This window comes from Natrinema pallidum (assembly GCF_005890195.1).
In the GTDB taxonomy this organism is placed as follows: domain Archaea; phylum Halobacteriota; class Halobacteria; order Halobacteriales; family Natrialbaceae; genus Natrinema; species Natrinema pallidum.
Map to the genome: position 1 here is coordinate 695949 of NZ_CP040637.1, position 25094 is coordinate 721042.

Below are 25094 nucleotides of genomic sequence, written 5' to 3' on the forward strand. Positions count from 1 at the left end.
GTCCGTTCTCGACGGCGGATTCGTTCTCAGACTGTGTAGCTCCTGCGAGCGTATATCCCTCCGATTGTCATTTCAGGCCATATGCGCGTTCGGCACATCAAGTCGTCAACCGTTCTCGTCGAATCGGAAGACACGGCAGTCCTCTGTGACCCCTGGATCGTCGACGGCGCGTTCTACGGTGCCTGGGCACACTATCCGCCAGTCGAACTCGACCCCGAAGATCTCAACCACGTCGATTACATCTACATCTCGCACATTCATCCGGATCACTGTCATCGGGCGACGCTCGAGCGTCTCGACTCCGACATTCCGGTTCTGATACACGACTACAACTGGGATTTCCTCAAACACAACGTCGAAGCGGCCGGGTTCGGCGTCCGCGAACTCCCACACGATGAGCGGGTTCACCTCGGCGGGGACCTGTACGTGAACGTGCTCGCGTCGGACGACTGCGACCCCGAGGTTTGTGGGAACCACTTTGCCTGTCCGTGGATGGCCGAGGACGCGAGCACGCAGGGGATCGACGGCTCGACGCAGATCGACTCCATGGCGGTCTTCGACGACGGCGAGCACACCGTCCTCAATCTGAATGATTGTCGCTGGCCGATGTCCCGACACGCCGCCGGCCGCGTGAAACAGCAGTACGGCGAGATCGATCTCGCGATGCTGCAGTACACCTTCGCCGGCGGCTATCCGCAGGGCCGGATCGACTACTCCCACGAGAAACTGCTCGCCGAACGCGAGGAGCGCCGGCTCCAGTCGCTGGAGAACGCCGTCGGCTTCCTCGAACTGCTCGAGCCCGACTACTACATGCCCTTCGCGGGGAGTTACACGCTCGCGGGCGACCTCGCGGACCTGAACGAGTACGTCGCGCGGTCGACGCGAACGCAGGCGCGGGACTACTTCGCGGAGGAGGACCGGGTCGACGACGACGCCGAGTGCGTGCTCCTCAACAGCGGCGACTGGTTCGATGTCGCCGCCGGCGAGCAATCCGACCCCTACGAGCCCGTCGATCCCGACGCGCGCCGGGAGTACATCGACACCGAACTGGCGGACCGGGAGTTCACCTACGAGTCGGATCCGATGCCGACGCCGGCGGAGTTCCGGGAGTACGTGCCCGCGGCCTACGAGAACTTCGACGCGAAGCGCCGCGAGATCGGGTTCGAGTCGGAGACCGAGGTCGTCCTCTCGCTGGTCGACGACCGCTACCTGCGGTTTACGGCCGACGGCGGCGAGCACGAAATCACCGACGGGCTCCCGGAGCGAACCGATCGGCGACGAGTCCGGATGGAGATGGACCCCCGGCTGACGCTGCGAATCCTGAAGGGACCGCGGTACGCCCACTTCAACAACGCCTACATCGGCTCGCATCTGGGGTTCTCGATCGAACCGGATGTCTACGAGCGGTCGCTGTTCTACGCGATGAGTTTCCTCCACGCGTGAGCGTCCCGGACCCGGACGTTCAGGAGGCGATACTCCGACCGCCCCTCCCGAGATCGTGCGAGCGGCGTACGCCCAGCCCCCGAGGGAACCCGGTGGGTGGAATACGTGTGTTTTATAACCGTCACCGGACAAAGCGGTCGTACGACTATGCCGAAATCTAATGGCCCTCGTCAGGGAACCCGGAGAAAGCTCGCGAACGATCCTCGAGACCGCGGTACCTCGCCGCCACAGCGTGCGATTCAGGAGTACGAGGAAGGGGAGAAAGTCCACCTGAAGATCGACCCGAGCACCCCGGACGGTCGCTTCCACCCGCGATTCGACGGTCGCACCGGTGAGGTCGTCGGGAAACAGGGCGATGCCTTCAAAGTCGAGATCGTCGACGGCGGGAAGGAGAAAACGCTGCTCGTGACCGCCGCCCACATGCGCGCACAGAACCAGGAAAAGAGCCGGATCTAACCGCAGGATGACGATCTTCAAAGAGATCGTCGACGAGGAGTTCCTGACGGTCTCGGAAACGAAGGAGCTGCTCGCCGACATCGAAGCCGAACGCGCGATGGACGAGGATCGCGAGCTGCGCTACGAGCTCGCGCGAGCGATCGAACACGCGAACCGATTCGCCGTCCTCGAGCCCGAGGAGGCCCAGGCGCTCGTCGACGACCTGCAGGACATCGAAAAGGTCGACGAACCGACGGCCTACAAGATCGCCAACCTGCTGCCGCGGGATCGGGACGAGCTCCGATCGGTGTACGCACAGCAGCGGTACTCGCTGTCGGGGGAGGAACTCGACGAGATTCTCAACGTCGTCGCCAAATACGCCTGAGACGACCGCCAGTCGAAATCGATCGACGGTCGAGGGCGGACGCGACGGAACCCTTCGATGTTCGGTCGTCTGAAAGCGAGCCGACTCTTTAAGTACGCCGTCGCCGTAGCGTAAACCAATGAGCGAAGCCGATGGCGATGAGACGGACGTTCGGCGCGCGGTCGTGTTGGACTATCTGGCACACGGGCTGTCGGACGATGGCCGACCGCAGTACGCGAAGTCACCGGCGGGCTACGCTGTCGGGATCGAGGACTTCCAGCTCTATCAGGTCGCGTTCGACGAGGACGAGCGGCTCACGATCGGTAGCGAAGTCGTCGTCGAACCGCCCGCCGAGCGGGGGGTGGTCACCGAGTGCCACCGCGTCGAGTACGACGACCTCTCGTCGGGGGCCCAATCGGAACTCGAGTACGTCGTCGCCGACCTCGTCGAGGAGAACGAGGAGCGGTTCGTCGACTTCTACAACGACGCCCAACCGATCACGCTGCGACTCCACCAGCTGAACCTGCTGCCAGGGATCGGGAAGAAGCTCCGCAACGGCATCCTCGACGAACGAAAGCGCAAGCCCTTCGAGAGTTTCGACGAGTTGTCCGAGCGCGTCTCGGGACTGCACGATCCCGACGAGATCCTCGTCGATCGCATTCTCGAGGAGCTTCGCGACGACGATCTGAAGTACCAGACGTTCGTGGGGCGACGCGAGCAGGAGCAGAATCAGTAACGCGATCCCAAGCCCGCGGAACGGCAGCGGGACGAGCCCGGAACCGACGGCAACCGTTAGCGTGGCTTTCGCAGGCGACTCGAACAGCCGCCGGGCACGGGTGCCCTGACGGACCGAGACGTCTGAGACGGTGCGTTTACACCGGGCCCGGCCGAAGCGTCGGCAATGAGAGATCCAGACGGACTGATCGCCCGGGCCGGCGTCCGCGGCGATCCGGACCGCGATCAACACTTCCTCGTCGACGACCGGGTGCTGGACCGCCTGCCGACCTATCTCGACGAAACCGACGCCGATACGAGCCACCTGCTCGAGATCGGCGGCGGAACGGGCGCGCTGACGGATCGACTGCTCGCGATCGGCGACGAGGTCACCGTCGTCGAGCGGGACCGCGACCTCGCCGCCTTTCTGCGCGAGGAGTTCGCCGGGGAGATCGACGCCGGGGAACTGACCGTCATCGCGGGTGACGCCCTCGAGGTCGACCTGCCCGACTTTACCGCATCGGTGTCGAACCTTCCCTACGGCGTCTCGAGCGAGATCGCGTTTCGACTCTTCCCCGAGAAGCAGCCGCTCGTCATGATGTTCCAACAGGAATTCGCCGAGCGGATGGTGGCCGACCCGGGCACCTCGGAGTACGGCCGGCTCTCGGTCTCGAGTCAGCACTACGCGGATGTCGAACTCGTCGAGTCGATCCCGAAGGAGGCGTTCTCGCCGCCGCCGGCGGTTCAGAGCGCGGTGGTTCGGGCAGTTCCGCGCGACCCCGACTACGCGGTCGAAAACGAGGCGTTCTTCCTGCGGTTCGTCAAGGCGCTGTTCACCCAGCGACGGAAGACGATCCGCAACGCCATCCGGAACACGGCACACATTTCCGGGCTCGCGGAGCCGGAGGCGGTCGTCGATGCGGCCGACGAGGACGTGTTGGGAAAGCGAGCCGGGGCGATGGCTCCCGCCGAGTTCGCCGCGCTGGCCCAACTCGCGAGAGACGTCGGCGAGCCCGCTGACGAGTAAGTCTCCCGCGGCTCCGAGAGGGACCGCTCGTTGGGGCCGTGAACGGAACGAACCAACCAACGGATACACAAAGCTGCGCTGCCGACGAACTCGAGAGACGAACGCATGCTCGGATTAGTGACGGGGTTCGACTGGTTGTCGGACCTGTTTCCGACGACGACCCTCAAAATCGCGGTGTCGGTCGGAGCGGTCGGCCTCGTCGTCGCCATGTTGCTCGCCTATCAGCGGATTCACGCGTGGGTGGCCGAGCGAGCGCGGCCGCTGTACGCCGACATCGTCGCGATGGCGCTGCTCATCAGCGCGTGTGCGGTCAGCACCGCCGTCGTCACGGGTGTGTGGGGTCGCGCCGACGAAATCCAACGGCTCTATACGGAACTCGATCCGGGCGGAGACGCCGTTCCGCGTGCCGTCTTTTCGTTCATTTTGCTCGTATTGACGGTCATCGTGACGCGGTTCGTCCGCCGGGTGATCGAGGAGGTAATGGACTCGACGGCGGCCGTCACCGAGCACCAGCGACAGGTCACCCACCGCCTCTCGCAGGTGATCATCTGGTCGGTCTCGCTCGTCGTGATCCTGGGCATCTGGATCGAAGACCTCGGGAGCCTGCTCGTCGGGGCCGGCTTCCTCGGGATCGTCCTCGGGATGGCCGCCAGACAGACGCTCGGCACCGTGCTCGCGGGGTTCGTGTTGATGTTCGCTCGCCCCTTCGAGATCGGTGACTGGATCGAGATCGAAGACGACGAGGGGATCGTCACCGACATCTCGATCGTCAACACCCGCGTCCGGTCGTTCGACGGCGAGTACATCATGATCCCCAACGACGTGATCGCCTCGAGTATGGTGACGAATCGCTCGAAGCGGGGCCGTCTGCGACTCGAGGTCGAGGTCGGCGTCGACTACGGGACGGACGTGGAACGGGCCGCCGACCTCGCCGAGGACGCGCTCGCCGACATAGACGAGGTGCTGTCCGCGCCGTCGCCGCAGGTCGTGGGGAAGTCCTTCGGTGACTCCGCGGTGGTGCTCGGCGTGCGGTTCTGGATCGACAAGCCGAGCGCCAGACGCTACTGGATGGCTCGAACCGCCGCGATCGATGCGATCAAGCGGACCTTCGAAGGCGAAGACATCAAGATCCCGTTCCCGCAGCGCGAACTCTCCGGGCGAGCCGAGAGCGGTGGGTTCCGGATCGCAGACGAGAGATCGGCATCCGACGGACGCGACGAGACAGGACGAGAACACCGTATGACGACACTGGAGGAGAACGAATGACGCTCGAGGAACGACGCGACGACCAACCGGACGTCTACCAGCCCGCCGAGGACTCCCAGCTGCTGGCCGAGGCAGCCTGCGAGCGCCTCGCGGGGAGCGAGACGGTGCTCGAGGTGGGCACCGGTTCGGGCTATATCGCCGCACGGATCGCCGACGAGACGGCCGCTCGGGTCGTCGCGTCGGACCTGAACCCACACGCCGTCCGCCAGGCTCGCACCGAGGGCGTCGAGACGGTCCGGGCGGATCTCGTCTCGCCGTTTCGAGACGGGGCGTTCGACGCGGTCGCATTCAATCCGCCGTATCTGCCGACCGATCCCGAAAACGAGTGGGACGACTGGATGGAGCACGCGCTCTCGGGGGGCGAGGACGGTCGGGCCGTCATCGATCCCTTCCTCGAGTCGGTCGGTCGCGTGCTCGCACCTGACGGCGTCGTCTACCTGCTCGTCAGTAGCCTGACGGGGGTCGACGGGGTGGTCGAAGAGGCCGGCGACCACGGGTTCAGTGCCGTGGCCGTCGCCGACGAGTCGTTCCCCTTCGAGACGCTGACGGTACTCGAGTTGCTTCGGTAAGCGATCACGAATTTTCGAGCGGTTCAGCCCGTTTTTCGCCACCGATGTCCGGGAGGACGATCTCTGGAACCCGTCGCAACTAAAATAACTTCGGGTTATTAGATTGGATGAAAAATATTAAGCATCGGTATATCCTATCCGAGTCTACGATGACTGAGTACGTTTCGACCACGCCGGGGCTGTATCCGCTTCCGGACTGGGCGAAAGACGACCTCTCCGATCTCAAGGGCCACCAGAAACACGACCTCGTCAGCGGCGACGAAGGCGAGGAAATCACCGCCGCCTACGAGGAAGCCCGCGAAGAAGTGATCGGCGTCCAGCAAGACGCCGGCCTCGACCGCATCGTGGAGGGCCAACTGCGCTGGGACGACATGCTCGCTCACCCGCTGGCCGTCGCCGACGCCGTCGAAACCCGCGGCATCGTCCGCTACTACGACAACAACAACTTCTATCGGGAGCCGGTCGTCACCGACGACCTTGAGCCGACCGGTGACATCGCATCGGAACTCGAGGCGACGGTGGAGCGGGTTGGTAGCGACGATCTCCAGGCCGTCCTCCCCGGCCCGTACTCGCTTTACGATCTCGCGACTGACGAGTACTACGGCGACGACGGCGACTTCCTCGCGGCGATCGCGGCGTTTCTCGAAGCCGAGGTCGACGCCTTCCCGGCCCACGAGACGCTGTTCCTGCTCGAGCCGTCGCTGGTCGAGAACCCACCCGCGGACGGGGAAGACGCGCGTGCAAGCGAGGCGATCGATCGGGTCGCGAGCGCGACCGACGCCGATGTCGTGGTCCAGCCCTACTGGGGCGCACTCGAGGAGAAGGTCTACGCACACCTGCTCGATGCCGACATCGACGCGGTCGGCTTCGACTTCGTCGCGAACCAGGACGACAACCTCTACAACATCCAGGAGTACGGCACGACGGACGACGTCGCGCTCGGCCTCGCGGACGGCCAGAACACCCTCGTCGAGGACCCCGAGGCGATCCGCGACCGAACCGAGTGGGTCGAAGGCCAACTCGGCGTCACCGAGTTCGAGACGGTGTATTTGACGACGAACACCGAGACGTTCTACCTGCCCTACGGCAAGTACGTGGCGAAACTCGAGGTCCTTGCCGAAGCCGCGGACCTCGCGGAGGTGAAAGCAGCATGAGCACGAACGAGAACAAGGATCAGTTCCGACAGCCCGACCACGAGCACGACCACTTCCTGCTGACGACCGTCGTCGGCTCCTACCCCAAGCCCAAGTGGCTCAATCGGGCGAAGGATCTGTACGAGGACGAGGACAGCGACTTCGACGAGGACAACTGGCAGGAAGCGAAAGACGACGCGGCCCGCCTGATTACGGACGAACACGAGCGCGCCGGCCTCGACGTCGTCGTCGACGGCGAGATGCGGCGCAACGAGATGGTCGAGTTCTTCGCCCACCGCATCGAGGGCTACGAGTTCAACGGCCCCGTCAAGGTCTGGGGCCACAACTACTTCGACAAACCAAGCGTCGTCAGCGAGGTCGAGTACGACGAGTCGTGGCTGGTCGACGAGTACGAGTTCACCGCCGACGCGAGCGACCGCCCGGTCAAAGTCCCGATCACGGGGCCGTACACCCTCGCGAACTGGTCGTTCAACGAGGCCTACGAGGACGACGACGAACTCACCTTGGAGCTGGCCGACCTCGTCAACGAGGAAATCGAGAAACTCGTCGACGCCGGCGCGCGATACATCCAGATCGACGAGCCTGCGCTCGCGACCACGCCCGACGACCACGCCATCGTCGGCGAAGCGCTCGAGCACATCGTCGCGGACATTCCCGACGACGTCCGCATCGGGCTCCACGTCTGTTACGGCGACTACTCCCGGATTTACCCCGAGATTCTGGAGTTCCCGGTCGACGAGTTCGACCTCGAGCTCGCCAACGGCGACTACGATCAGCTGGACGTCTTCAAAGACCCCGCGTTCTCCAAGGACCTCGCCCTCGGCGTCTGCGACGCTCACGTCGCCGAGGTCGAGTCCGTCGAGCGGATCGAGGAAAACATCAAGAAGGGGCTGGAGGTCGTCCCCCCCGAGCAGCTGGTCATCTCGCCGGACTGCGGCGTGAAACTACTGCCCCGCGACGTCGCCTACGGCAAGATGGCGAACATGGTGCAGGCGGCCCGCAACGTCGAAGCCGATCTCGATGCAGGCGAGATCGACATCGAGCGCGGTGCGCCGACGCCGGCCGACGACTGACCGATCGTCCCCTCACTACGTTCGGCCGGCGGGTGCTCGCCTGCCGAGATTGTCGCCGGGGCTGCTACTTTCTCGAGTTACCACACACCGTGTCGGCGACGGAACTGGTAAACCTAACATCATGAACTGGACACGAGTGTTACCTGGTAACCTGTTTGTCCGATAATATATACATAGGTGGGACACAAATAAACGGTCGATGCAAGACTCTTTCGAGACTGGACGCGAACTCAGTGACGAAGTCGCCGAGCACCGCGAACCCGACCACGATATCGATCCGCTGTTCGTCAACCGCTGGTCGCCGCGCGCGATGACCGGCGACTCGCTCGACGCGGCGGAGTACCTCCCGCTGTTCGAGGCGGCCCGCTGGGCCCCCTCCGCGTTCAACAACCAGCACTGGCGGTTCATCTACGCGAGCCGCGAAGACGACGAGTGGGAGACGTTCCTCGATCTCCTTTCGGAAAACAACCGAACGTGGGCGAGCGACGCCGCCGTCCTCGCGGTCATCGTCTCGAAGACGACCTTCGACCACAACGGCGAACCGGCCCCCGTCCACTCCTTCGACACCGGTGCAGCCTGGGAGAACCTCGCGCTCGAGGGCGCACGCCGCGGGCTGGCAGTCCACGGGATGGCCGGGTTCGATTACGAGCAGGCGGCCGACGTGCTCGACATCCCCGACGAGTACGCGGTCGAGGCGATGGTCGCGATCGGCGATCGCGCACCCCCCGAAACGCTCCCGGAGGAGTTACAGGAACGCGAGCAGCCGAGCGATCGCAAGCCGCTCGCCGAAACGCTCCACCGCGGCGGCTTCGAGTAAGCCACGCCCGCTCGCGCTCGGTCCCGTCACTCCGAACGTACGGTTGCGGCGGCCGTCGATGGGTCCCGTCGGGGCGCACGTCATCGACTCGACCGACGGCTCGGTGCCGTCGATACACGGCAAAGCGCTAACTACGGGGCCGATGAACGACCGCCCATGACACTCGAGGTCGGCGTGCTCGGCTATCGGTTCATGGGCAAGGCACACGCGAACGCGATGGCGCGACTGCCGATGTTCTTCCCGGACGCGCCCGAGATCGAACGCAGCGTGCTCGTCGGTCGCGACGAGGACGCGCTTACCGAGGCCGCCGCCCGTCTCGGGTTCGTATCGATCTCGACGGACTGGGTCGAGGTCGTCGACGACGTGGACGTCTTCTACAATCTCGGCCCCAATCACGTCCACCGCGAGCCGTCGGTCGCCGCGCTCGAGGCTGGAACGCCGGTCTTCTGCGAGAAGCCGCTCGCGCCGACGCTCGAGGAGGCCGGCGTGATGGCCGAGGCGGCGCGCGCGGCGGGCGACGACGTGCCCGCCGGCTGTGCGTTCAATTACCGGTTCGTGCCCGCGATCAGGTACGCAAAGCGGCTGCTCGAGGACGGCGACCTCGGCGAACTCCGTCACGTCCGCGGCCGCTACCTGCAGGACTGGCTGGTCGACCCCGACGCCCCGTGGTCGTGGCGCAACGACGCGGAACTCGCGGGATCGGGTGCGCTGGGTGATCTCGGCGCGCATACGGTCGATCTGCTCCGCTTTCTCGTCGGCTCGGACGATCTCGCCGGCGGGATCGAACGGGTCAGCGGTCACCTGCAGACGTTCGTCGACGAGCGGCCGGTCGAGGACGACGACGGTGAAACGAGACCGGTGACGGTCGATGACGCCTACTCCGCGCACCTCGAGTTCGAAAACGGTGCGATGGGGACGATCGAAGCCTCGCGGTTCGCGACGGGCCACAAGAACGACCACACGATCGAGATCCACGGCTCGAACGGAAGCCTGCGGTTCTCCCTCGAGCGCCTGAACGAACTCGAGGTGCTCCGCGAGGGCGACCGCGGCTACGAGACGATCCTGGTCACTGACGAGAACGACCCCTACGTCGACCACTGGTGGCCGCCGGGCCACGTGCTGGGCTGGGAACACACCTTCGTCCACGAGAACTACGAGTTCCTCAGCGCGGTCGCAAACGGACACGCGTTCGAACCGAACTTCGACGACGGTCTCGCCGCGCAGCAAGTACTCGACGCGATCGAGCGCAGCGACGACCGCGGGGGGTGGGTGTCGCCGTAATCGGTCCGTCGGACACGACGGCAACGCAGCCGACGCGATCGACACTAGGAGACGACAGTTTTTGTACGAACGGGCCCAACTGCAACCAATGAAAATCATCAAGGATAGCGTCCACGACCACATCCAGGTCGACGGCGTCGCCCGCGATCTACTGGATACGCCGGCGGTACAGCGACTGCGACACATCAGCCAACTCGGCACCGTCTCCCTGGTCTACCCCTCGGCCAACCACACTCGCTTCGAACACAGCCTCGGCGTCTATCATCTCGCCTGCGAAGCCCTCGAGCGACTCGGGATCGAGGGTCGACAAGCCCGCCGAGTTCACGCCGCCGCCCTGCTCCACGACGTCGGTCATGGCCCGTTCAGTCACAACCTCGAGTCGCTGACCTACCGCCGAACGGGGCGCTACCACGACGATGTCGACGACCTGCTCGCCGACGGGGCCGTCGGGGACGTGCTTCGGGAGCACGACCTCGACCCCGAGGCGGTCGCGGGACTGGTCGCCGGCGAGGGCCGGTTCGGCCAGCTCGTCTCGGGCGAACTCGACGTGGATCGGATGGACTACCTGGTGCGCGACGCGCATCACACCGGCGTTCCCTACGGGACGATCGATCACGGCCGACTGGTCCGGGAGCTAACCTTCGTCGACGGCGAACTCGTCCTCGACGAGGGCAACGTCCAGACCGCCGAGAGCCTGCTGGTCGCGCGGGCGCTGATGAACCCGACCGTCTACAGCCACAGCGTCGCCCGAATCAGCAAGGCGATGCTCCGCCGGGCGACGGAACGGCTGCTCGAGGCGTCCGGGCCGGACATCGACGCCGAGAGCCTCCAGCGGATGGACGATCACGATCTGATCGCGGCCCTGCGCTCGTGTGCGGCGACGAGCGAGTTCTCCCGGCGATTGGACCAGCGGGATCTGTTCAAGCGGGCGGTGTGGGCCGAGATGAACGACGTCCCCGGAGGGATTATCGAGTCGGATCACGGAACGATCCGCGAGTTCGAGCGCGAGATCAGCGATCGGGCGGGGGTCGATCCGGCACGCGTCATCCTCGACGTGCCGAGTCGCCCATCGATGACCGAATCGACGACCCGCGTGATGGTCAACGGCGAGATCAGACAACTCGGCCAGCAGTCGCCGCTCGTGGAGGCGCTCCGGGCGGCCCAGTTCTCCCAGTGGCGACTCGGGGTCTACTCGCCGAGCGATCTGCGCGACCGAGTCGGTCGGGCAGCGGTGGACGTACTCGGACTGGATATCGACGGGGCGCTGGTCAGCGAGGTCCGGGACGGGATGGACGCGACCCTGGACCAGTTCGTCGAGTAGCGGGACCAGACGGCTGTGACGGCCGCCGTCCCTGACGGGGCGGCAGGGGAGCCGATTCAGGCTCGCGTCTCCCCCTTCGGGGCCGGTCGAATCGCCCGCCACCCCGTCCGCATCGATCGAGACCGAGAGACAAGTCCGCGCGTCGATCCCACCCCGAACCGTTGAAGGCGCTGACCGAGAACTGACGCGTATGGAACGAACGGGAACGATCCTCCGCGGCCGCGAGTTCGAACCCGTCGAGGGACGGGTCGTCATCGACGACGACGGCCGCATCGAGGCTATCGAGGAGGAGTCCGTCGAGAGCGACGATATCATCCTGCCAGCGTTCGTCAACGCCCACACCCACATCGGCGACTCGATCGCCAAGGAGGCCGGCAGCGGGCTCTCGCTCGAGGAACTGGTCGCGCCGCCCGACGGCCTGAAACACCGGCTGCTCCGGGACGCCGACCGGGACGAACTCGTGACCGCGATGGAACGATCGCTGCGGTGCATGCGGGATGCTGGGACGGCCGCCTGTCTGGACTTCCGGGAGGGGGGCGTCGACGGCGTCCGCATGATCGAGGACGCCGCGAGCGACCTCGCGATCGACGCGCTGTCGTTCGCGCGTGGGTCGATCGACGCGATGCACGCGGGCGACGGGTTCGGCGCGAGCGGGGCCAACGACGACAGCTTCGATCGGGAACGGACGGCGACGCGCGAGGCGGGCAAGCCGTTCGGCATCCACGCCGGGGAAGTCGACGAGAGCGACATCAACCCGGCGCTGGACCTCGATCCTGACTTCCTGGTACACATGGTTCACCCCGAACGGGTGCATCTGGAGCGGATCGCGGACAGCGAGATACCGATCGTCGTCTGCCCGCGCTCGAACCTCGTGACCGACGTGGGGCTGTCGCCCTACGCGGAGCTACACGAGCGGACGACGCTCGCGCTGGGGACGGACAACGTGATGCTCAACTCGCCGTCGATGTTCCGCGAGATGGAGTTCCTGGCGAAGCTTTCCGCACTGCCGGCCGCCGAAATCCTCCGGATGGCGACGATCAACGGGGCCGAGATCGCCGGTCTCGAGTACGGGCTGGTCGAACCCGGACGGGAGGCCCGCTTGCTGGTCCTCGACGGCGACTCGGACAACCTCGCCGGCGCGCGCGATCCGGTCCGGGCCGTGGTTCGCCGGGCGGGCGTCGACGACGTTCGCGAGGTCATCTTCGGTGGGGACGACGAGGCCACACGCTAACGCCGGCTTCAGCCGCTGTCAGTCGAGTCGTTCGGATGTCTCCGCGTGCTCCGTCGAGAGGTCGACGTACCGGTCGGCCGTCGCCTGCAGGTGGGCGTCCTCGATCTCCGTTTTCGGTTCCGCAGGCGACCCGGCGACGAGCGTCGATGCCGGGATCTCGGTGCCTTCGGTGACGACGCTGCCGGCGGCGACGACGGCTCCCTCGCCGACGTATGCACCGTCGAGGACGACCGCGTTCATGCCGACCAGCGCGCGCTCGGCGACGGTTGCGTCGTGGACGATCGCACTGTGGCCGACCGTCGAGTAGGGTGCGAGTTCGGCCGTCTCGTGGAGGACGGCGTTGTCCTGAACGTTGGCCCCCTCGCCGACGACGATCGTCCCGTGATCGCCGCGCAGCGTCGTGTTCGGCCAGACGCTGGCGTCCGCCTCGATGACGACATCGCCGATGACGACTGCGGCGTCATCGACGTATGCGGAGTCGGCTACCTGCGGTTCCGTCCCGTCGAACGATCGTAACATAGCCGTTCCTGTCTCGAGAACCGTCTTGAAGCTACCCATCGGATCCGTTCCGATCGCATCCGGCGGATCCGTATCTCGGTCGAGCGAAGGAGGGCGCGCACCGAACGGAGACGAACGAGTCTCCCCACCGATACAGTTTGGCACCATTGCTAATGCACCCCCGTGAAAGATGGCGCTGGCGGCACACTGCGGTCCACACGGACGGCAGTCGCCGTCTGTCATCCCCCCGAACCATCCCGGTTCGGCCTCCTCCCGTTCGATTCCGCGTCCGGCCGAGTGGTGCTACTCCTCGCCGCGATCGGCGTCCGACAGCCGTTCCGATAGCCGATCGAACCGCTCCCGCGTCGATTCCCGGCGCTCGCGTTCGATATCCGCCCGGTACGTGGCCTCGAGCAGCGCGTCCTCCGCGACGGTCACCTCGAAGACGGCACCCTCGTGTCGGCCGGTTTCGGGCAGCGTCTCGACGGCGACGGTTCGCTCGTCGACCATGTCCCCCTCGGCCTCGAGCAGCAGGACGGCCGTCTCGCCGTCGACGAGACGGTCGAGAACCGCGATATGGGACTTACGCATCGGTCATCGGGGGACAGTACGTGCGGGAACGCCATCAATGGACGTAACGAGCGAACCGGTGCGGTGCTGCTGCAGGGACGAAAGCGCACCACCACCGGTGAACCGAACGCCGGGACACTACACCGCCTCGAGAGCGGTCTCGAGATCCGATTCGACGGCGTCGACCTTGCTGCGATCGTACAGCGCCGCGGCCGGGTGAAACGCCGGGACAACGGTCCGCCCCCCGCGCTCGAACGCTCGCCCGTGCAGGTCGGTGATCGTCGCATCGGTCCCGAGGAGTTCGGCCGTCGCGAAACTCCCCAGCGGGACGAGCACGGCCGGATCGACGCGCTCGAGTTCGGCTTCGAGCACCGGCCGCCAGGCCTCGATCTCGTCGACGTGGGGGTCGCGGTTCGCCGGCGGCCGCACCTTCACTAGGTTGGTCACGTACAGGTCCCGCCGGTCGGAGCCGATCGCCTCGAGCGCGCAGTCCAGTTGCTGCCCCGCCTGCCCGACGAAGGGTTCGCCCTGCGTGACCTCCTGCTTCCCCGGTGCCTCACCGACAAGCGCGACGGCCGCCGACAGCGGCCCGACACCCGGAACGAATCGGTCGCGGTCGAACTGCTCGTCCGGAACCGCCTCGAGCGCGTCTGCAAACACCGTCTCGAACTGCCAGTCGGTCGGCGGGTCTTCGGTCATCCCGTCTGAATACGACCCGCTCGAGGAAACGCCTTTTCGCTGCGTCTCCTCCCGTCCTGGCCGAAACACCGCCGTCCCGGTGGTCGGCGTTTCGCGCCGTCTCAGTGCTGTGCATCTGCCCGTCCAGCGGACACTAGTGATTGACGTTTCGGCAGCAGGACGCCCGCGACGCGTCGACCGCGGGGATGCTCGAGTCCGTCCCGGCCGACCCCGATTACGGATCCGCGGGCATATGCATGCTGTATCGATTTCCCTCGACCGGGCGGAGAGTGACGAACAGATGGTATTCAAACCGCCGGTCGAGTGTCCGATCTGCCGCGACGTACTCGAACTCGACCGGACGCTCGAGGATCACCTCGTCGAAACCCATACCCACATCGAGGTCGCCCGCTACGTCACCTCCCGCTCCGATCAAGTCGAGGTGCAGCCGATCCCGGACTGAGACGCCGAACGGACGACCGCGGATACCCGTTCGCGTGTCGTTCCCACCGCCGTCAGCGACGCCGTCTCGAGTGCGGTCGGTGTCCAGCGATGCGAGCAGCGCCGCGTCGGTCGCGGGACGACCGCCCGCGTCGACGGAGATCGATGCCGACCGAACCGTCAACCGAACGGCTACCGGAAGCCCGGGAGGGGAATCGTTACCGACGTCTATCGGCGACGCGCTCCTCCCCGGTCTCCTCGCTGACGACCTCGTAGAGCAGCGCGCGTCCGCCGTCGGCGGTCGGTCGCAGGATTCGCCCGAGTCGCTGCGTGAACTCGCGCTCGCTGCCGCTGCCGGAGAGCACGACAGCGACGGTTGCATCGGGCACGTCGACGCCCTCGTCGAGCACGTTCGAGGTCGCGATCCGGGTATAGGTCCCCTCGCGAAAGCGCTCCAAGATCTCCCGGCGCTCCGCGGCACCGGTCTGGTGGGTGATCGTCGGGATCAGAAAGCGCTCGCTGACGTCGTATGCGAGGTCGTTGTGGGCGGTAAAGACGATCGTCCGCTCGCCGCGGTGGTCGTCGAGAATCCCCGCCAGCGCCTCGAGTTTGTTCTCGCTCCCGAGCATGAGTTCCCGCGCGCGCTGGCGAGCGAGCAGCGCCTCGCGAGCCTCGGGATCGGTGCCGGAGCGCTTGACGAGTTCCTGATAGTCCGATCCGCTCCGCATGTCGATACCCGACTTCGCGAGGTACTCCGTGAAAATCCCCTGCATCCGGTCGTACTCCGCGCGCTCTGCAGGGGTGAGCGAGACCGCGAGTCGCTTGACGTCGTAGTTCGCGAGGTGGTCCCCCGCGAGTTCGTCCACGTCGACCCGATGGACCAGCGGGCCGACGATCTCTTCGATCACCTCGTGGGCACCGTCGGGCCGCTCGAACGTCGCGGTCAGCCCGAGCCGTGCCGGCGCGGCGAGCAGCCGGGGGATTTCGCGATACCCCTCGCCGCCGAGGTGGTGGACCTCGTCGAAGACGACGCAACCGAACCGGTCGCCGACCGAATCCGCCTTGAGATACGCCGAATCGTACGTCGAGACGGTGATCGGCTCGAGGCGCTGTTCCCCGCCGCCGAAGCGACCGATCGGAACGTCGAACTCGCGGTCGAGTTCGCGTTCCCACTGCTCGAGGAGGTCGATCGTCGGGACGACGACGAGCGTCGGGACCGAGAGCCGTTCGATCGCCTGCAGCGCGATGACCGTCTTCCCGCTGCCGGTCGGGAGTTCGAGGACGCCGGCGGGCGCTCGCCCGACGGACTCGAGAGCGGGGCCGTCGGCCCAGCGGTCGGTCGCAAGCCAGGTCTCGAGCGCCGTCGTCTGATAGTCGCGGAGTTCGTACGCCGACCGGAGCGCCGGAACGGACGCGAGGTCGAGGACGCGATCGTCGACCGCGAGGGCCGTCTCCGCTATGGCGGCCCGTAAATCGGCGTAGCTGCCGGCGGGAACCCGCCAGCCGTCCGTTCGTGAGTCCGCCTCGAGGGCGGGGACCGACGGTCGGAGCGTCGACGGCGAGACCGACGACTCCTCGAGGCCGTCGATGCGGATCGTCCCGTCCTCGTACCGGAGTTCGATCACGGTCTCGGTGCCGCTCGCTGCCCTCGTCACGGGCCACAGTCGGGGCAGGGCGTACAAATACTGTCCGGTGTCGGTGATATCGAGAGCAGCGAACTGCCTCCACGCTCGACCTTACGAAAGATGGGCGGTGACGTCGGTCGAGGAGACCATCCCGACGTAGTCGTCGTCGACGACCGGGAGGTGTTTGATACCGTAGGTGGTCATCATCGCGGCGACCTCTTCCATGTAGAGGTCCGGGGTGGCGGTCTCGACGTCGGTCGTCATCACGTCGGACACGGTCAGCTCCGAAACGTCTCGGCCGGCAGCGACGGCGTCGAGGACATCCGTACTGCTGATGATCGCCCGCGGCGAGGTTCGAACGACCAACGCGTTGATCTCCGTCTCGCGCATCCGTTTCGTCGCCTCCATTACCGTCTCATCTCCCGAAATCGTCTCCAGCGGCGTTGACATTACGTCTGCGACGATTTCCCTGTCATCTTGACTCATACTCCTAGAACGGACACAATGGTTATGATGTTTTCCGTCGACGCAGCGACCCATCAGTATCGACCGTCGAACCGGTGATCTCGGTTACCATCCCTGCACGGCAACGCCGTGTTCTCGCTCGGCCACCGTGATCCGGGTACCTCAACCCTTTTATTACCGCTGTTCGTTGACTGGCATATGAGCGAAGACGAGGGCACGGACACGTCAGCCCAGGGTGTCCCGTCCGCGACGGACTCCGACGACGGCGAGCCGACCGACGTGGGTCCCGCGGCGTCGACGGATGGGGAATCGGAACCGACTCCCGAGGCGGCCGACTCGGAATCGGCAGCCACGAGCGCGGACGCCGATACGCCCGACGGAACGGTCGACGCGGAACAGGATACCGAGACGACTGGAGAGGTCGACGACGCGCCCGAAACGAGCGATGACATCCAGCACGTGCTCGATCGGGTCACGGAGTACGACGACGAACTCGCCCGCAAGGTCGGCTCCATCGTCGAGGAGGCCCGTAATCTCAACGGGACCGTCAACGACCAGCGCGAGGAACTCGAGGACCTCACGGAGCGCATCGAGTCACAGGCCGAAACCATCGGCGACCTTCAGGACGAACTGGACGAGTACGAGCAGGCCGTCAACGAGCGCGACGAGCGACTCGAGGAGTACAGCGAGGAGATCGAGGACCTCGAAAGTCGGCTCAAGCGCAAGCAGGCGGATTTCCAGAATTACAAGAAACGCGCGAAAAAGCGCCAACAACAGATCAAAGACCGCGCCGCCGAGGACCTCGTCGAGCGACTCATCGGCGTCCGCGACAACCTCAAACGCGCTCTCGAGGAGGACAGCGGCGACGCCGAGAGCCTCCGGGACGGCGTCGAGATGACGCTACGCGAGTTCGACCGGATTCTCGAGGACGAGAACGTCTCCGAGATCGATCCCGACCCCGGGACCGAGACCGATCCGCAGCGCCACGAGGTCATGATGCAGGTCGACAGCGACCAGCCAGAGGGAACCGTCGCCGACGTCTACACGCCCGGCTACGAGATGGGCGGCAAGGTCATTCAGAACGCCCAGGTGACCGTCTCGAATGGCGACCTCGCCGACGGAGACGGGGACGAAGCCGCCGAGAACGCCACCGAGTCGGCCGACGGAAACGGCGAGGACGCGGCGACCGAGACCGACTCGGCGGACGCCGAGGACGACGCGATCGAACTCGGCGGCGAAGTCACCGCCGACGGGACGGACGCTTCCGCCGACGAAGCGGACGAGTAACACCCGGGCTCGTCGAGTGCCGACTGCTCGAGCGAGCGCCGGATTGACGCTGATTTTTACTGCGATCCAACTGTCGCGAGCGAGGCTGTACGCCGGCATACTCGTATTTTATTCGACTTCGTCGTTCAGCTAGTAACCTTTAAAACAAAGTGCGCACAATACCCGTCCACGATGGCGAGCAACAAAATTCTCGGAATCGACCTGGGGACGACGAACAGCGCGTTCGCGGTGATGGAAGGCGGCGATCCGGAGATTATCGTCAACGCCGAAGGCGAACGGACGACGCCCTCCGTCGTCGCCTTTACCGACGACGAGCGGCTCGTCGGGAAACCGGCGAAGAACCAGGCGATCCAGAACCCCGAAAAGACGATCGCGTCGATCAAGCGCCATATCGGCGAGGAGGACTACACCGTCGAGATCGAGGGTGAGGAGTATACGCCCGAGGAGATCTCGGCGATGATCCTCCAGAAGATCAAACGCGACGCCGAGGACTATCTCGGCGACGAGGTCGAAAAGGCCGTCATCACGGTCCCGGCGTACTTCTCCGACCGACAGCGCCAGGCAACCAAAGACGCCGGCGAGATCGCCGGTTTCGAGGTCGAGCGCATCATCAACGAGCCGACCGCCGCGTCGATGGCCTACGGCCTCGACGACGATTCCGACCAGACCGTGCTCGTCTACGACCTCGGCGGCGGCACCTTCGACGTCTCGATTCTCGATCTCGGCGGCGGCGTCTACGAGGTCGTCGCGACCAACGGTGACAACGATCTCGGCGGCGACGACTGGGACGAGGCCATCATCGACTACCTCGCCGACCAGTTCGAGGCCGAACACGGGATCGACCTCCACGAGGACCGGCAGGCCCTCCAGCGGCTGAAAGACGCCGCCGAAGAGGCCAAGATCGAACTCTCCTCGCGCAAGGAGACCGAGATCAACCTGCCGTTCATCACGGCGACCGACGACGGTCCGATCCACCTCGAGGAGTCGCTGACCCGCGCGAAGTTCGAATCGCTCACCAGCGACCTCATCGACCGTACGGTCGAGCCAACCGAGCAGGCACTCGAGGACGCCGACTACAGCAAGGACGACATCGACGAGGTCCTCCTGGTCGGTGGGTCGACCCGGATGCCGCAGGTCTCCGAGAAGGTCGAGGAACTCATCGGCGAGGAGCCCCAGAAGAACGTCAACCCCGACGAGGCCGTCGCGCTGGGCGCGGCGATTCAGGGCGGCGTTCTGGGCGGCGAGGTCGACGACATCGTCCTGCTCGACGTCACGCCGCTGTCGCTCGGTATCGAGGTCAAAGGGGGACTCTTCGAACGACTCATCGAGAAGAACACGACGATTCCGACCGAGGAGTCGAAGGTGTTCACCACCGCAGCGGACAACCAGACCACGGTACAGGTCCGGGTCTTCCAGGGCGAGCGCGAACTGGCCGAAGAGAACGAACTGCTCGGCGAGTTCCACCTGACTGGAATCCCGCCAGCCCCCGCTGGCACGCCACAGATCGAGGTGTCCTTCTCGATCGACGAGAACGGCATCGTCAACGTCTCGGCGGAGGACAAAGGCAGCGGCACCACCGAGGAGATCACCATCGAGGGCGGTGCCGGTCTCTCCGACGAACAGATCGAGAAGATGCAAGAAGAGGCCGAGAAACACGCCGAGGAAGACCAGCAAAAGCGCGAGCGCATCGAAGCGCGTAACGCCGCCGAGGCGACGATCCAGCGCGCGGAAACGCTGCTCGAGGAGAACGACGAGCAGGTCGACGACGATCTCCGTGCCGATATCGAGGCCGCGATCGAGGACTTGGAGGAGACCATCGACGACGACGATGCCGACGCCGACGATATCGAGTCCGCGACCGAGGCCCTGAGCGAGGAACTGCAGGAGATCGGCAAACAGATCTACCAGCAGGAGGCCGGTGCCGGCGCTGCCGGCGGTGCTGCGGGTGCTGGCGGTGCGGCCGGTGCCGGTGCCGGTGCCGGTGCAGGCCCCGGCGGCATGGGCGGCGGTCCGAACCCCGGTCCCGACGCCGGCGCTGCCGGCGGCGAGGACGAGGAGTTCGTCGACGCCGACTTCGAGGACGTCGACTTCGAGGAAGACGACGAGGAGTGACGAACCACGTCTCTAGTAGCCACTGAAAGGCAATGTACACCTGACCGCATGACTGCGTTGCGGTCAGCGTGGAACTCGTTGCAGCGGCTACGATAGTGTCGGAAAATCCCGTCACGAAGGAACGGTCTGCTAATCACACCTCGTTTTCGACCAGCAGAGCCAGTACCATGCGACGTGTAGAACACCACCGAATCCGCCGATGAGTCCACTACCGTTGTCCGAGCAGCACTCGATCGACGGGTTCTATTCGAGCCGAACGAAAAAAGCGATAGTATACTTTTCCGTCACCTTTCTCGTCTCATTCATAACTGGAATGTATACAGGACGATCCGTAGCGGACGCGATCGGGACCTCGTTCGTCTTCGCCGCCGTTTTCGCAGCAGTCATCTGGTGTGTCTGGATCGAAGGCTAATGCTACGAGCCTCGTGTTCCCAGTTCGACGAGTGAGGTCTTCTCACGGAGACCGTGTTTACACCACTGCTGGACCCGGACGGTCGTGAACTGCAGCAGTGGTTGGGCCCGCCCGTGATGGGACACGAGCGCACTGGACCGCATGCTCTATGGAACGTTCGTTTCAAGTGGCTCAACCGAGTATCGGTTGCACAACGAATGAGCGAGGACTTCTACGACGTTCTCGGCGTGAGCCCCGACGCGTCTGCCGAGGAGATCAAACAGGCGTATCGGTCGAAGGCCACCGAGTATCACCCCGACGTCAGCGACGATCCCGATGCCGAGGAGAAATTCAAGAAGATCCAGAAGGCAAAGCAGGTTCTAACAGACGAGGAGAAACGTGAGGCCTACGACCGGATGGGTCACGACCGCTACGAACAGGCCGAGAAACACGGTTTCGACGCCAGCGAGGCCGGCGGTGCCGGCGGCATGGGCGGCGGCCCGTTCGGCGGGATGGGCGGTGGCGGCATGGGCGGCGGTGGTGGTCTCGGCGACCTCTTCGAACAGGTCTTCGGCGGCGGTGGCGGCGGCGGACGCGGCCGCCGGCAGCCACGCAAGGGCCGGGACCTGCGGACCGAACTCGAGATCGATCTCGAGGAGGCCTACGAGGGGGCTGAAAAGCAGTTCTCCGTCGAGCGACCCGAAGAGTGCGATATCTGCGAGGGGGAGGGCCATCCGCCGGAGGCCGACGCCGAGACCTGTCCACAGTGTCAGGGCCGCGGACAGGTGACGCAGGTCCAGCAGACGCCGCTGGGTCGGGTCCAACAGACGACGGCCTGTCCCCGCTGTGAGGGCGAAGGGACGCTGTACTCCGAGACCTGCGGCGAGTGTCGTGGCGAGGGCTATGTCCGCACCGAGGCGACGCTGACCGTCGAAGTCCCGGCGGGCATTCAGGAAGGCCAGACCCTTCGAATGGAAGGCGAGGGCGCGCCCAGCCCCGAGACCGGTCCGCACGGCGACCTGCTGATCGATGTCTCGATCCGCGACCACGACGAGTTCGAACGCGAGGACGACGACCTTCAGTACCGGCTGCCGATCTCCTTCCCGCAGGCGACCTTCGGCGACACCGTCGAAGTCCCGACGCTCGAGGGTGCTGCCGAGTTCGAAATCCCGGCGGGAACCCAGAGCGGCGAGACCTTCCGTCTCGAAGGAAAGGGAATGCCGCGTCTCCGCGGTCGCGGGCAGGGTGACCTCTACGTGCAGGTCCAAGTCGTCACGCCGGAGAGTTTGAACGAGGAGCAGCGCGAGGCGCTCGAGGCCTTCGCGGAGGCCGGCGGCGACGAGATCGAAGTGACGGAAGGCTTCTTCGAGAAGATCAAGCGGGCGTTCTGAGTCGCGTTTCGTCCGCGCCGCCGAATCGAACGGCTTTCCTCCGCCAGCCTGAGTGTCACGGTACCGTTCACCACACATTATGGGCGTTGCGCTCGAATCGCCGCATGGATTCGCATGCCAGCACAACAGCTCCTGCTCCTCGCCGGCGACTACGTCGAGGACTACGAGATCATGGTTCCGTATCAGGCCCTCGAGATGGTGGGGCACGACGTACACGCCGTGTGTCCGGAGAAGGAAGCCGGTGAGACCTGTCCGACCGCGATCCACGACTTCGAGGGCGACCAGACATACACCGAAAAGCCCGGGCACCGGTTCGAACTGACCCACGACTTCGACGCCGTCGATCCGGCCGAGTACGACGCGCTGGTCGTTCCGGGCGGCCGTGCACCCGAGTACCTCCGTACCTACGACGCAGTTCTCGAGCACGTTCGACACTTCTTCGCGGAGGACAAACCCGTCGCGTGCCTGTGTCATGGCGTCCAACTCCTCGCCGCCGCGGACGTTCTGGACGGCCGAACCTGTACCGGCTATCCGGCACTCGAGACGGACGTCCGAACGGCCGGCGGTGACTGGGCGGAGGGCGTGACGCGCGACGGAAACCTCGTGACCGGACAGGCGTGGCCCGACCATCCCGAGTGGCTCGCCACGTTCCTCGAGTGTCTCGGGACCGATATCGATCACGCCGAGCCGGCGGCCGCGGACGACTGACGATTGGGGCCGTCGTATGAGGGGCTCGTAAGCACGGGCCGCCACAGCGAGTCGGCGTGCTTTTTCGGCCCCGGAACGGAGTGGACAGTATGAACGCTGGGACGGTCGACGGGTTGCTGACCCGCGAACTCCGCGACGATCGGATCGCGCTCGTCGACGCGACGGGGCGGGAGTACGATTACCACTGGCTGTGTACGACCTCGTGGAAGGCCGGCAACTTCCTGCGGCACGCGGGCGTTCGCAACGGCGTCACCGTCGGCGTCGTCGGCGACGGCCCCCTCGCACTGCTGGCCTTTTTCGGGACGACGCTGCTCGAGGGAACGACCCGGTTCGACCCGCCGACGGACCTCACTGACGAGGACGACTTCCGGACTCTCGTCGCGCCCGTCGAACGAGTCGCGGACTACGAGTTACCCCGCGGCGCGCAACGAGTCGGCTACGGTGACAAGCCCGACGCGCCGGACATCCATCACTTCGATGCGGGCCTCTGGAGCGAGAACCCGTCGTTCCCGCCGCTATCGATCGATCCCGAGACGGTCATTCTGACCGACGGCGAGCGGCCCGTCACGCACGAGGGACTGCTCAAGGCCGCACGCGAGGTCGTTACGGAAACCGGTCTCGAAGCCGACGACCGCGTCGTCGTTCGTACGCCCCTGTCCGATCCCCGGACGATCGCGGCGGGCGTGATCGCGCCGCTGTTGGCCAAGGCCGTAATCGTCCGTCCGGGCGACGAGACCGCGGGCGAACAGGCGAGCTACGCCGTCTCGGGTACCTCCGCCGAGTCGGTCCCCGAGCCGAACCGGATCGATCTCGACGCGGTGGCGCTCCCCTGACGGCGGCCGATTCCCGCCGATTGTCGGCCCCGGTCAGCGCTCTCGGTACAGCAGCCCGTCCGGATCGCGTCCTCGAGCACGACTGTCCGGCGCTCGAGACGCTCGCGTTCGCTGTCGGAATTTTTTATCCCGTCGTCCGTGGTCACACCGCCTATGCCAGACGTCGCGATCGTCGGCGGCGGCCCCGCCGGACTGAGCGCAGCGCTGTTCACCGCCAAGAACGGCCTCGAGACGACGGTGTTCGACACCGACGAGACGTGGATGCACAAGGCCCATCTGTTCAACTATCCCGGCATTCGGAGCATCAGCGGCAGCGAGTACATGGAACTCACGCGCGATCAGGTCAGCGACCGCGGAGCCGACGTGCGCGTCGGCGAGGAAGTGATCGACATCGAATCGGACGACGGCGGCTTCCGACTCGAGACCAGCGTTGCGTCGGAGACGCAACGAGCAGACGGTGACGCCGTCGACGCCGACGGCGAGTACGAGGCCGACTACGTCGTGCTGGCGACCGGTGCCGACCGCTCGATGGCGGCGGACCTCGCGATCGACTTCGCCGATGACGGGACCGTCGACGTCGATCTGGACACGGAGACGAGCATCGACGACCTGTACGCGACGGGCGCGATGGTCCGAGACGAGGAGTGGCAGGCGGTCATCGCCGCCGGTGACGGCGCGTCGGCGGCGCTCGACATCCTCAGCAAGGAGAAGGGCGAACACTTCCACGATTTCGACGTTCCGGACGACGCGCAGTAACCGGACGGAGAAAGGCGGGACCTGCGTTCGGGTTTCGGCGACGGGCGGCGGTGAAACCAGCCGTCGCGCCGCGCCTGCGTGTTCGGGGCACACGACTAAGCGACTTCTCGGCGGGAGTTTGTCGTATGGCAATGAAGGATCTCCACGAACTGTTCGTCCACAAGCTCGCACAACAGTACTACGTCGAACAGGAACTCGTCGAGACGCTAGACGAGATGGCCCGCAACACCACCAACGACCGGATGAGCCAGGGTTTTGCCGACCATCGCGACGAGACGCGGACGCAGATTCAGCGCATCGAGGAGGTCTTCGCTGCGCTCGATCGGCCCGCGGAAGCGCGGGAGTGTGCCATCCTCGATGGGCTCGAGGAGGACCGGCGCGAACTCGAGGCCGAGATCGAGGACGACGAACTGCTCAATATGGTCTACCTGAACGCGGGCATGATGACCGAACGCGTCGAGATGACGGCCTATGAGGGGCTGACGACGATCGCGGAGCAACTCGAACTCGGCGACGATGTCCAGCGCCCCCTCGAGTCGAACTACGACGAGGAGCAGTCCGCCTTCCGCGAACTCGAGACGCTGGCGACGGCGAAGGACATGAAGTCGCTGTGGGATCGACTGACTCCGTCGTAACCCGTGAGA

26 protein-coding genes are annotated in these 25094 nt (G+C 65.5%); 21 read left to right on the plus strand and 5 right to left on the minus strand.

Going from position 1 to position 25094, the window contains the following annotated elements; all coding sequences use genetic code 11:
• Window positions 1-81: 81 nt before the first annotated feature.
• The 13 genes from FGF80_RS03380 (at window position 82) to FGF80_RS03440 (ending at window position 12695) form a co-directional block, all read left to right on the plus strand.
• Window positions 82-1443, plus strand: a complete 1362-nt coding sequence (locus tag FGF80_RS03380) for an MBL fold metallo-hydrolase (protein ID WP_138652194.1) — start codon at window positions 82-84, stop codon at window positions 1441-1443.
• A 147-nt stretch (window positions 1444-1590) separates the two neighbouring features.
• Window positions 1591-1899, plus strand: a complete 309-nt coding sequence (locus FGF80_RS03385; RefSeq protein WP_006184648.1) for a 50S ribosomal protein L21e — start codon at window positions 1591-1593, stop codon at window positions 1897-1899.
• A 7-nt stretch (window positions 1900-1906) separates the two neighbouring features.
• Window positions 1907-2263 carry an RNA polymerase Rpb4 family protein gene (locus tag FGF80_RS03390; protein WP_006184647.1) on the plus strand — a complete coding sequence of 119 codons (357 nt, stop codon included), beginning with the start codon at window positions 1907-1909 and terminating at the stop codon, window positions 2261-2263.
• 118 nt (window positions 2264-2381) lie between these two features.
• Complete coding sequence (locus tag FGF80_RS03395) at window positions 2382-2978, plus strand: DUF655 domain-containing protein (RefSeq protein WP_006184646.1); 597 nt, start codon at window positions 2382-2384, stop codon at window positions 2976-2978.
• 165 nt (window positions 2979-3143) lie between these two features.
• Entirely contained in the window at window positions 3144-3983 is an 840-nt protein-coding gene (locus FGF80_RS03400; protein ID WP_138652196.1) for a 16S ribosomal RNA methyltransferase A, read from the plus strand.
• Window positions 3984-4088: 105 nt separating this feature from the next.
• Window positions 4089-5249, plus strand: a complete 1161-nt coding sequence (locus tag FGF80_RS03405; RefSeq protein ID WP_138652198.1) for a mechanosensitive ion channel family protein — start codon at window positions 4089-4091, stop codon at window positions 5247-5249.
• Entirely contained in the window at window positions 5246-5818 is a 573-nt protein-coding gene (locus FGF80_RS03410) for a HemK2/MTQ2 family protein methyltransferase (protein WP_138652200.1), read from the plus strand. The genes FGF80_RS03405 and FGF80_RS03410 overlap by 4 nt, the downstream gene beginning before the upstream one ends.
• A 149-nt stretch (window positions 5819-5967) precedes the next feature.
• The gene (locus tag FGF80_RS03415; RefSeq protein ID WP_138652202.1) at window positions 5968-6972 is read left to right on the plus strand and encodes a 5-methyltetrahydropteroyltriglutamate--homocysteine methyltransferase; all 1005 of its coding nucleotides are present in this window, start codon (window positions 5968-5970) and stop codon (window positions 6970-6972) included.
• The gene (locus tag FGF80_RS03420; protein WP_006184641.1) at window positions 6969-8045 is read left to right on the plus strand and encodes a methionine synthase; all 1077 of its coding nucleotides are present in this window, start codon (window positions 6969-6971) and stop codon (window positions 8043-8045) included. Before FGF80_RS03415 ends, FGF80_RS03420 begins: the two co-directional genes overlap by 4 nt.
• Before the next feature lie 199 nt (window positions 8046-8244).
• Window positions 8245-8862, plus strand: a complete 618-nt coding sequence (locus FGF80_RS03425; protein ID WP_138652204.1) for a nitroreductase family protein — start codon at window positions 8245-8247, stop codon at window positions 8860-8862.
• 156 nt (window positions 8863-9018) lie between these two features.
• Window positions 9019-10143 (plus strand): Gfo/Idh/MocA family protein, encoded by a 1125-nt coding sequence (locus FGF80_RS03430; RefSeq protein ID WP_138652206.1) that lies wholly within the window; start codon window positions 9019-9021, stop codon window positions 10141-10143.
• Between the two features lie 88 nt (window positions 10144-10231).
• Window positions 10232-11464 (plus strand): HD domain-containing protein, encoded by a 1233-nt coding sequence (locus tag FGF80_RS03435; RefSeq protein ID WP_006184638.1) that lies wholly within the window; start codon window positions 10232-10234, stop codon window positions 11462-11464.
• Between the two features lie 190 nt (window positions 11465-11654).
• Window positions 11655-12695, plus strand: a complete 1041-nt coding sequence (locus FGF80_RS03440; RefSeq protein ID WP_138652208.1) for an amidohydrolase family protein — start codon at window positions 11655-11657, stop codon at window positions 12693-12695.
• Between the two features lie 18 nt (window positions 12696-12713).
• Here FGF80_RS03440 and FGF80_RS03445 read toward each other — a convergent pair whose 3' ends face one another.
• The 3 genes from FGF80_RS03445 to FGF80_RS03455 form a co-directional block, all read right to left on the minus strand.
• Window positions 12714-13253 carry a gamma carbonic anhydrase family protein gene (locus FGF80_RS03445; protein ID WP_175416973.1) on the minus strand — a complete coding sequence of 180 codons (540 nt, stop codon included), beginning with the start codon at window positions 13251-13253 and terminating at the stop codon, window positions 12714-12716.
• Between the two features lie 243 nt (window positions 13254-13496).
• Entirely contained in the window at window positions 13497-13784 is a 288-nt protein-coding gene (locus FGF80_RS03450) for a DUF3006 family protein (RefSeq protein WP_138652212.1), read from the minus strand.
• 117 nt (window positions 13785-13901) lie between these two features.
• Complete coding sequence (locus tag FGF80_RS03455; RefSeq protein ID WP_138652214.1) at window positions 13902-14462, minus strand: uracil-DNA glycosylase; 561 nt, start codon at window positions 14460-14462, stop codon at window positions 13902-13904.
• 280 nt (window positions 14463-14742) lie between these two features.
• On the opposite strand from FGF80_RS03455, the gene FGF80_RS19005 reads away from it, so the two are divergent.
• Complete coding sequence (locus FGF80_RS19005; protein ID WP_175416974.1) at window positions 14743-14904, plus strand: hypothetical protein; 162 nt, start codon at window positions 14743-14745, stop codon at window positions 14902-14904.
• Window positions 14905-15100: 196 nt separating this feature from the next.
• Here the strand turns inward: FGF80_RS19005 and FGF80_RS03460 are convergent, their stop codons facing one another.
• Together FGF80_RS03460 and FGF80_RS03465 are read right to left on the minus strand one after the other, a co-directional pair.
• On the minus strand, window positions 15101-16537 hold the full coding sequence (locus FGF80_RS03460) for a DEAD/DEAH box helicase family protein (protein WP_138652216.1): 1437 nt from the start codon (window positions 16535-16537) through the stop codon (window positions 15101-15103).
• Between the two features lie 81 nt (window positions 16538-16618).
• Complete coding sequence (locus FGF80_RS03465; RefSeq protein WP_083864505.1) at window positions 16619-16993, minus strand: CBS domain-containing protein; 375 nt, start codon at window positions 16991-16993, stop codon at window positions 16619-16621.
• A 177-nt stretch (window positions 16994-17170) separates the two neighbouring features.
• On the opposite strand from FGF80_RS03465, the gene grpE reads away from it, so the two are divergent.
• From grpE to FGF80_RS03505, 7 genes are all read left to right on the plus strand, one after another.
• On the plus strand, window positions 17171-18259 hold the full coding sequence (gene grpE, locus FGF80_RS03470; RefSeq protein WP_138652218.1) for a nucleotide exchange factor GrpE: 1089 nt from the start codon (window positions 17171-17173) through the stop codon (window positions 18257-18259).
• A 171-nt stretch (window positions 18260-18430) separates the two neighbouring features.
• Window positions 18431-20371, plus strand: coding sequence for a molecular chaperone DnaK (dnaK, locus tag FGF80_RS03475; RefSeq protein ID WP_138652220.1), 1941 nt, complete (start codon window positions 18431-18433; stop codon window positions 20369-20371).
• A gap of 609 nt (window positions 20372-20980) precedes the next feature.
• Window positions 20981-22153 (plus strand): molecular chaperone DnaJ, encoded by a 1173-nt coding sequence (dnaJ, locus tag FGF80_RS03485; protein ID WP_138652224.1) that lies wholly within the window; start codon window positions 20981-20983, stop codon window positions 22151-22153.
• Window positions 22154-22267: 114 nt separating this feature from the next.
• Window positions 22268-22861 (plus strand): DJ-1/PfpI family protein, encoded by a 594-nt coding sequence (locus FGF80_RS03490; protein ID WP_138652226.1) that lies wholly within the window; start codon window positions 22268-22270, stop codon window positions 22859-22861.
• Between the two features lie 89 nt (window positions 22862-22950).
• Window positions 22951-23694, plus strand: coding sequence for a hypothetical protein (locus FGF80_RS03495; RefSeq protein ID WP_006184624.1), 744 nt, complete (start codon window positions 22951-22953; stop codon window positions 23692-23694).
• Between the two features lie 153 nt (window positions 23695-23847).
• On the plus strand, window positions 23848-24450 hold the full coding sequence (locus FGF80_RS03500; RefSeq protein WP_138652228.1) for an NAD(P)/FAD-dependent oxidoreductase: 603 nt from the start codon (window positions 23848-23850) through the stop codon (window positions 24448-24450).
• A 131-nt stretch (window positions 24451-24581) separates the two neighbouring features.
• Window positions 24582-25085 carry a YciE/YciF ferroxidase family protein gene (locus FGF80_RS03505; protein ID WP_006184622.1) on the plus strand — a complete coding sequence of 168 codons (504 nt, stop codon included), beginning with the start codon at window positions 24582-24584 and terminating at the stop codon, window positions 25083-25085.
• The last annotated feature ends 9 nt before the right edge of the window (window positions 25086-25094 follow it).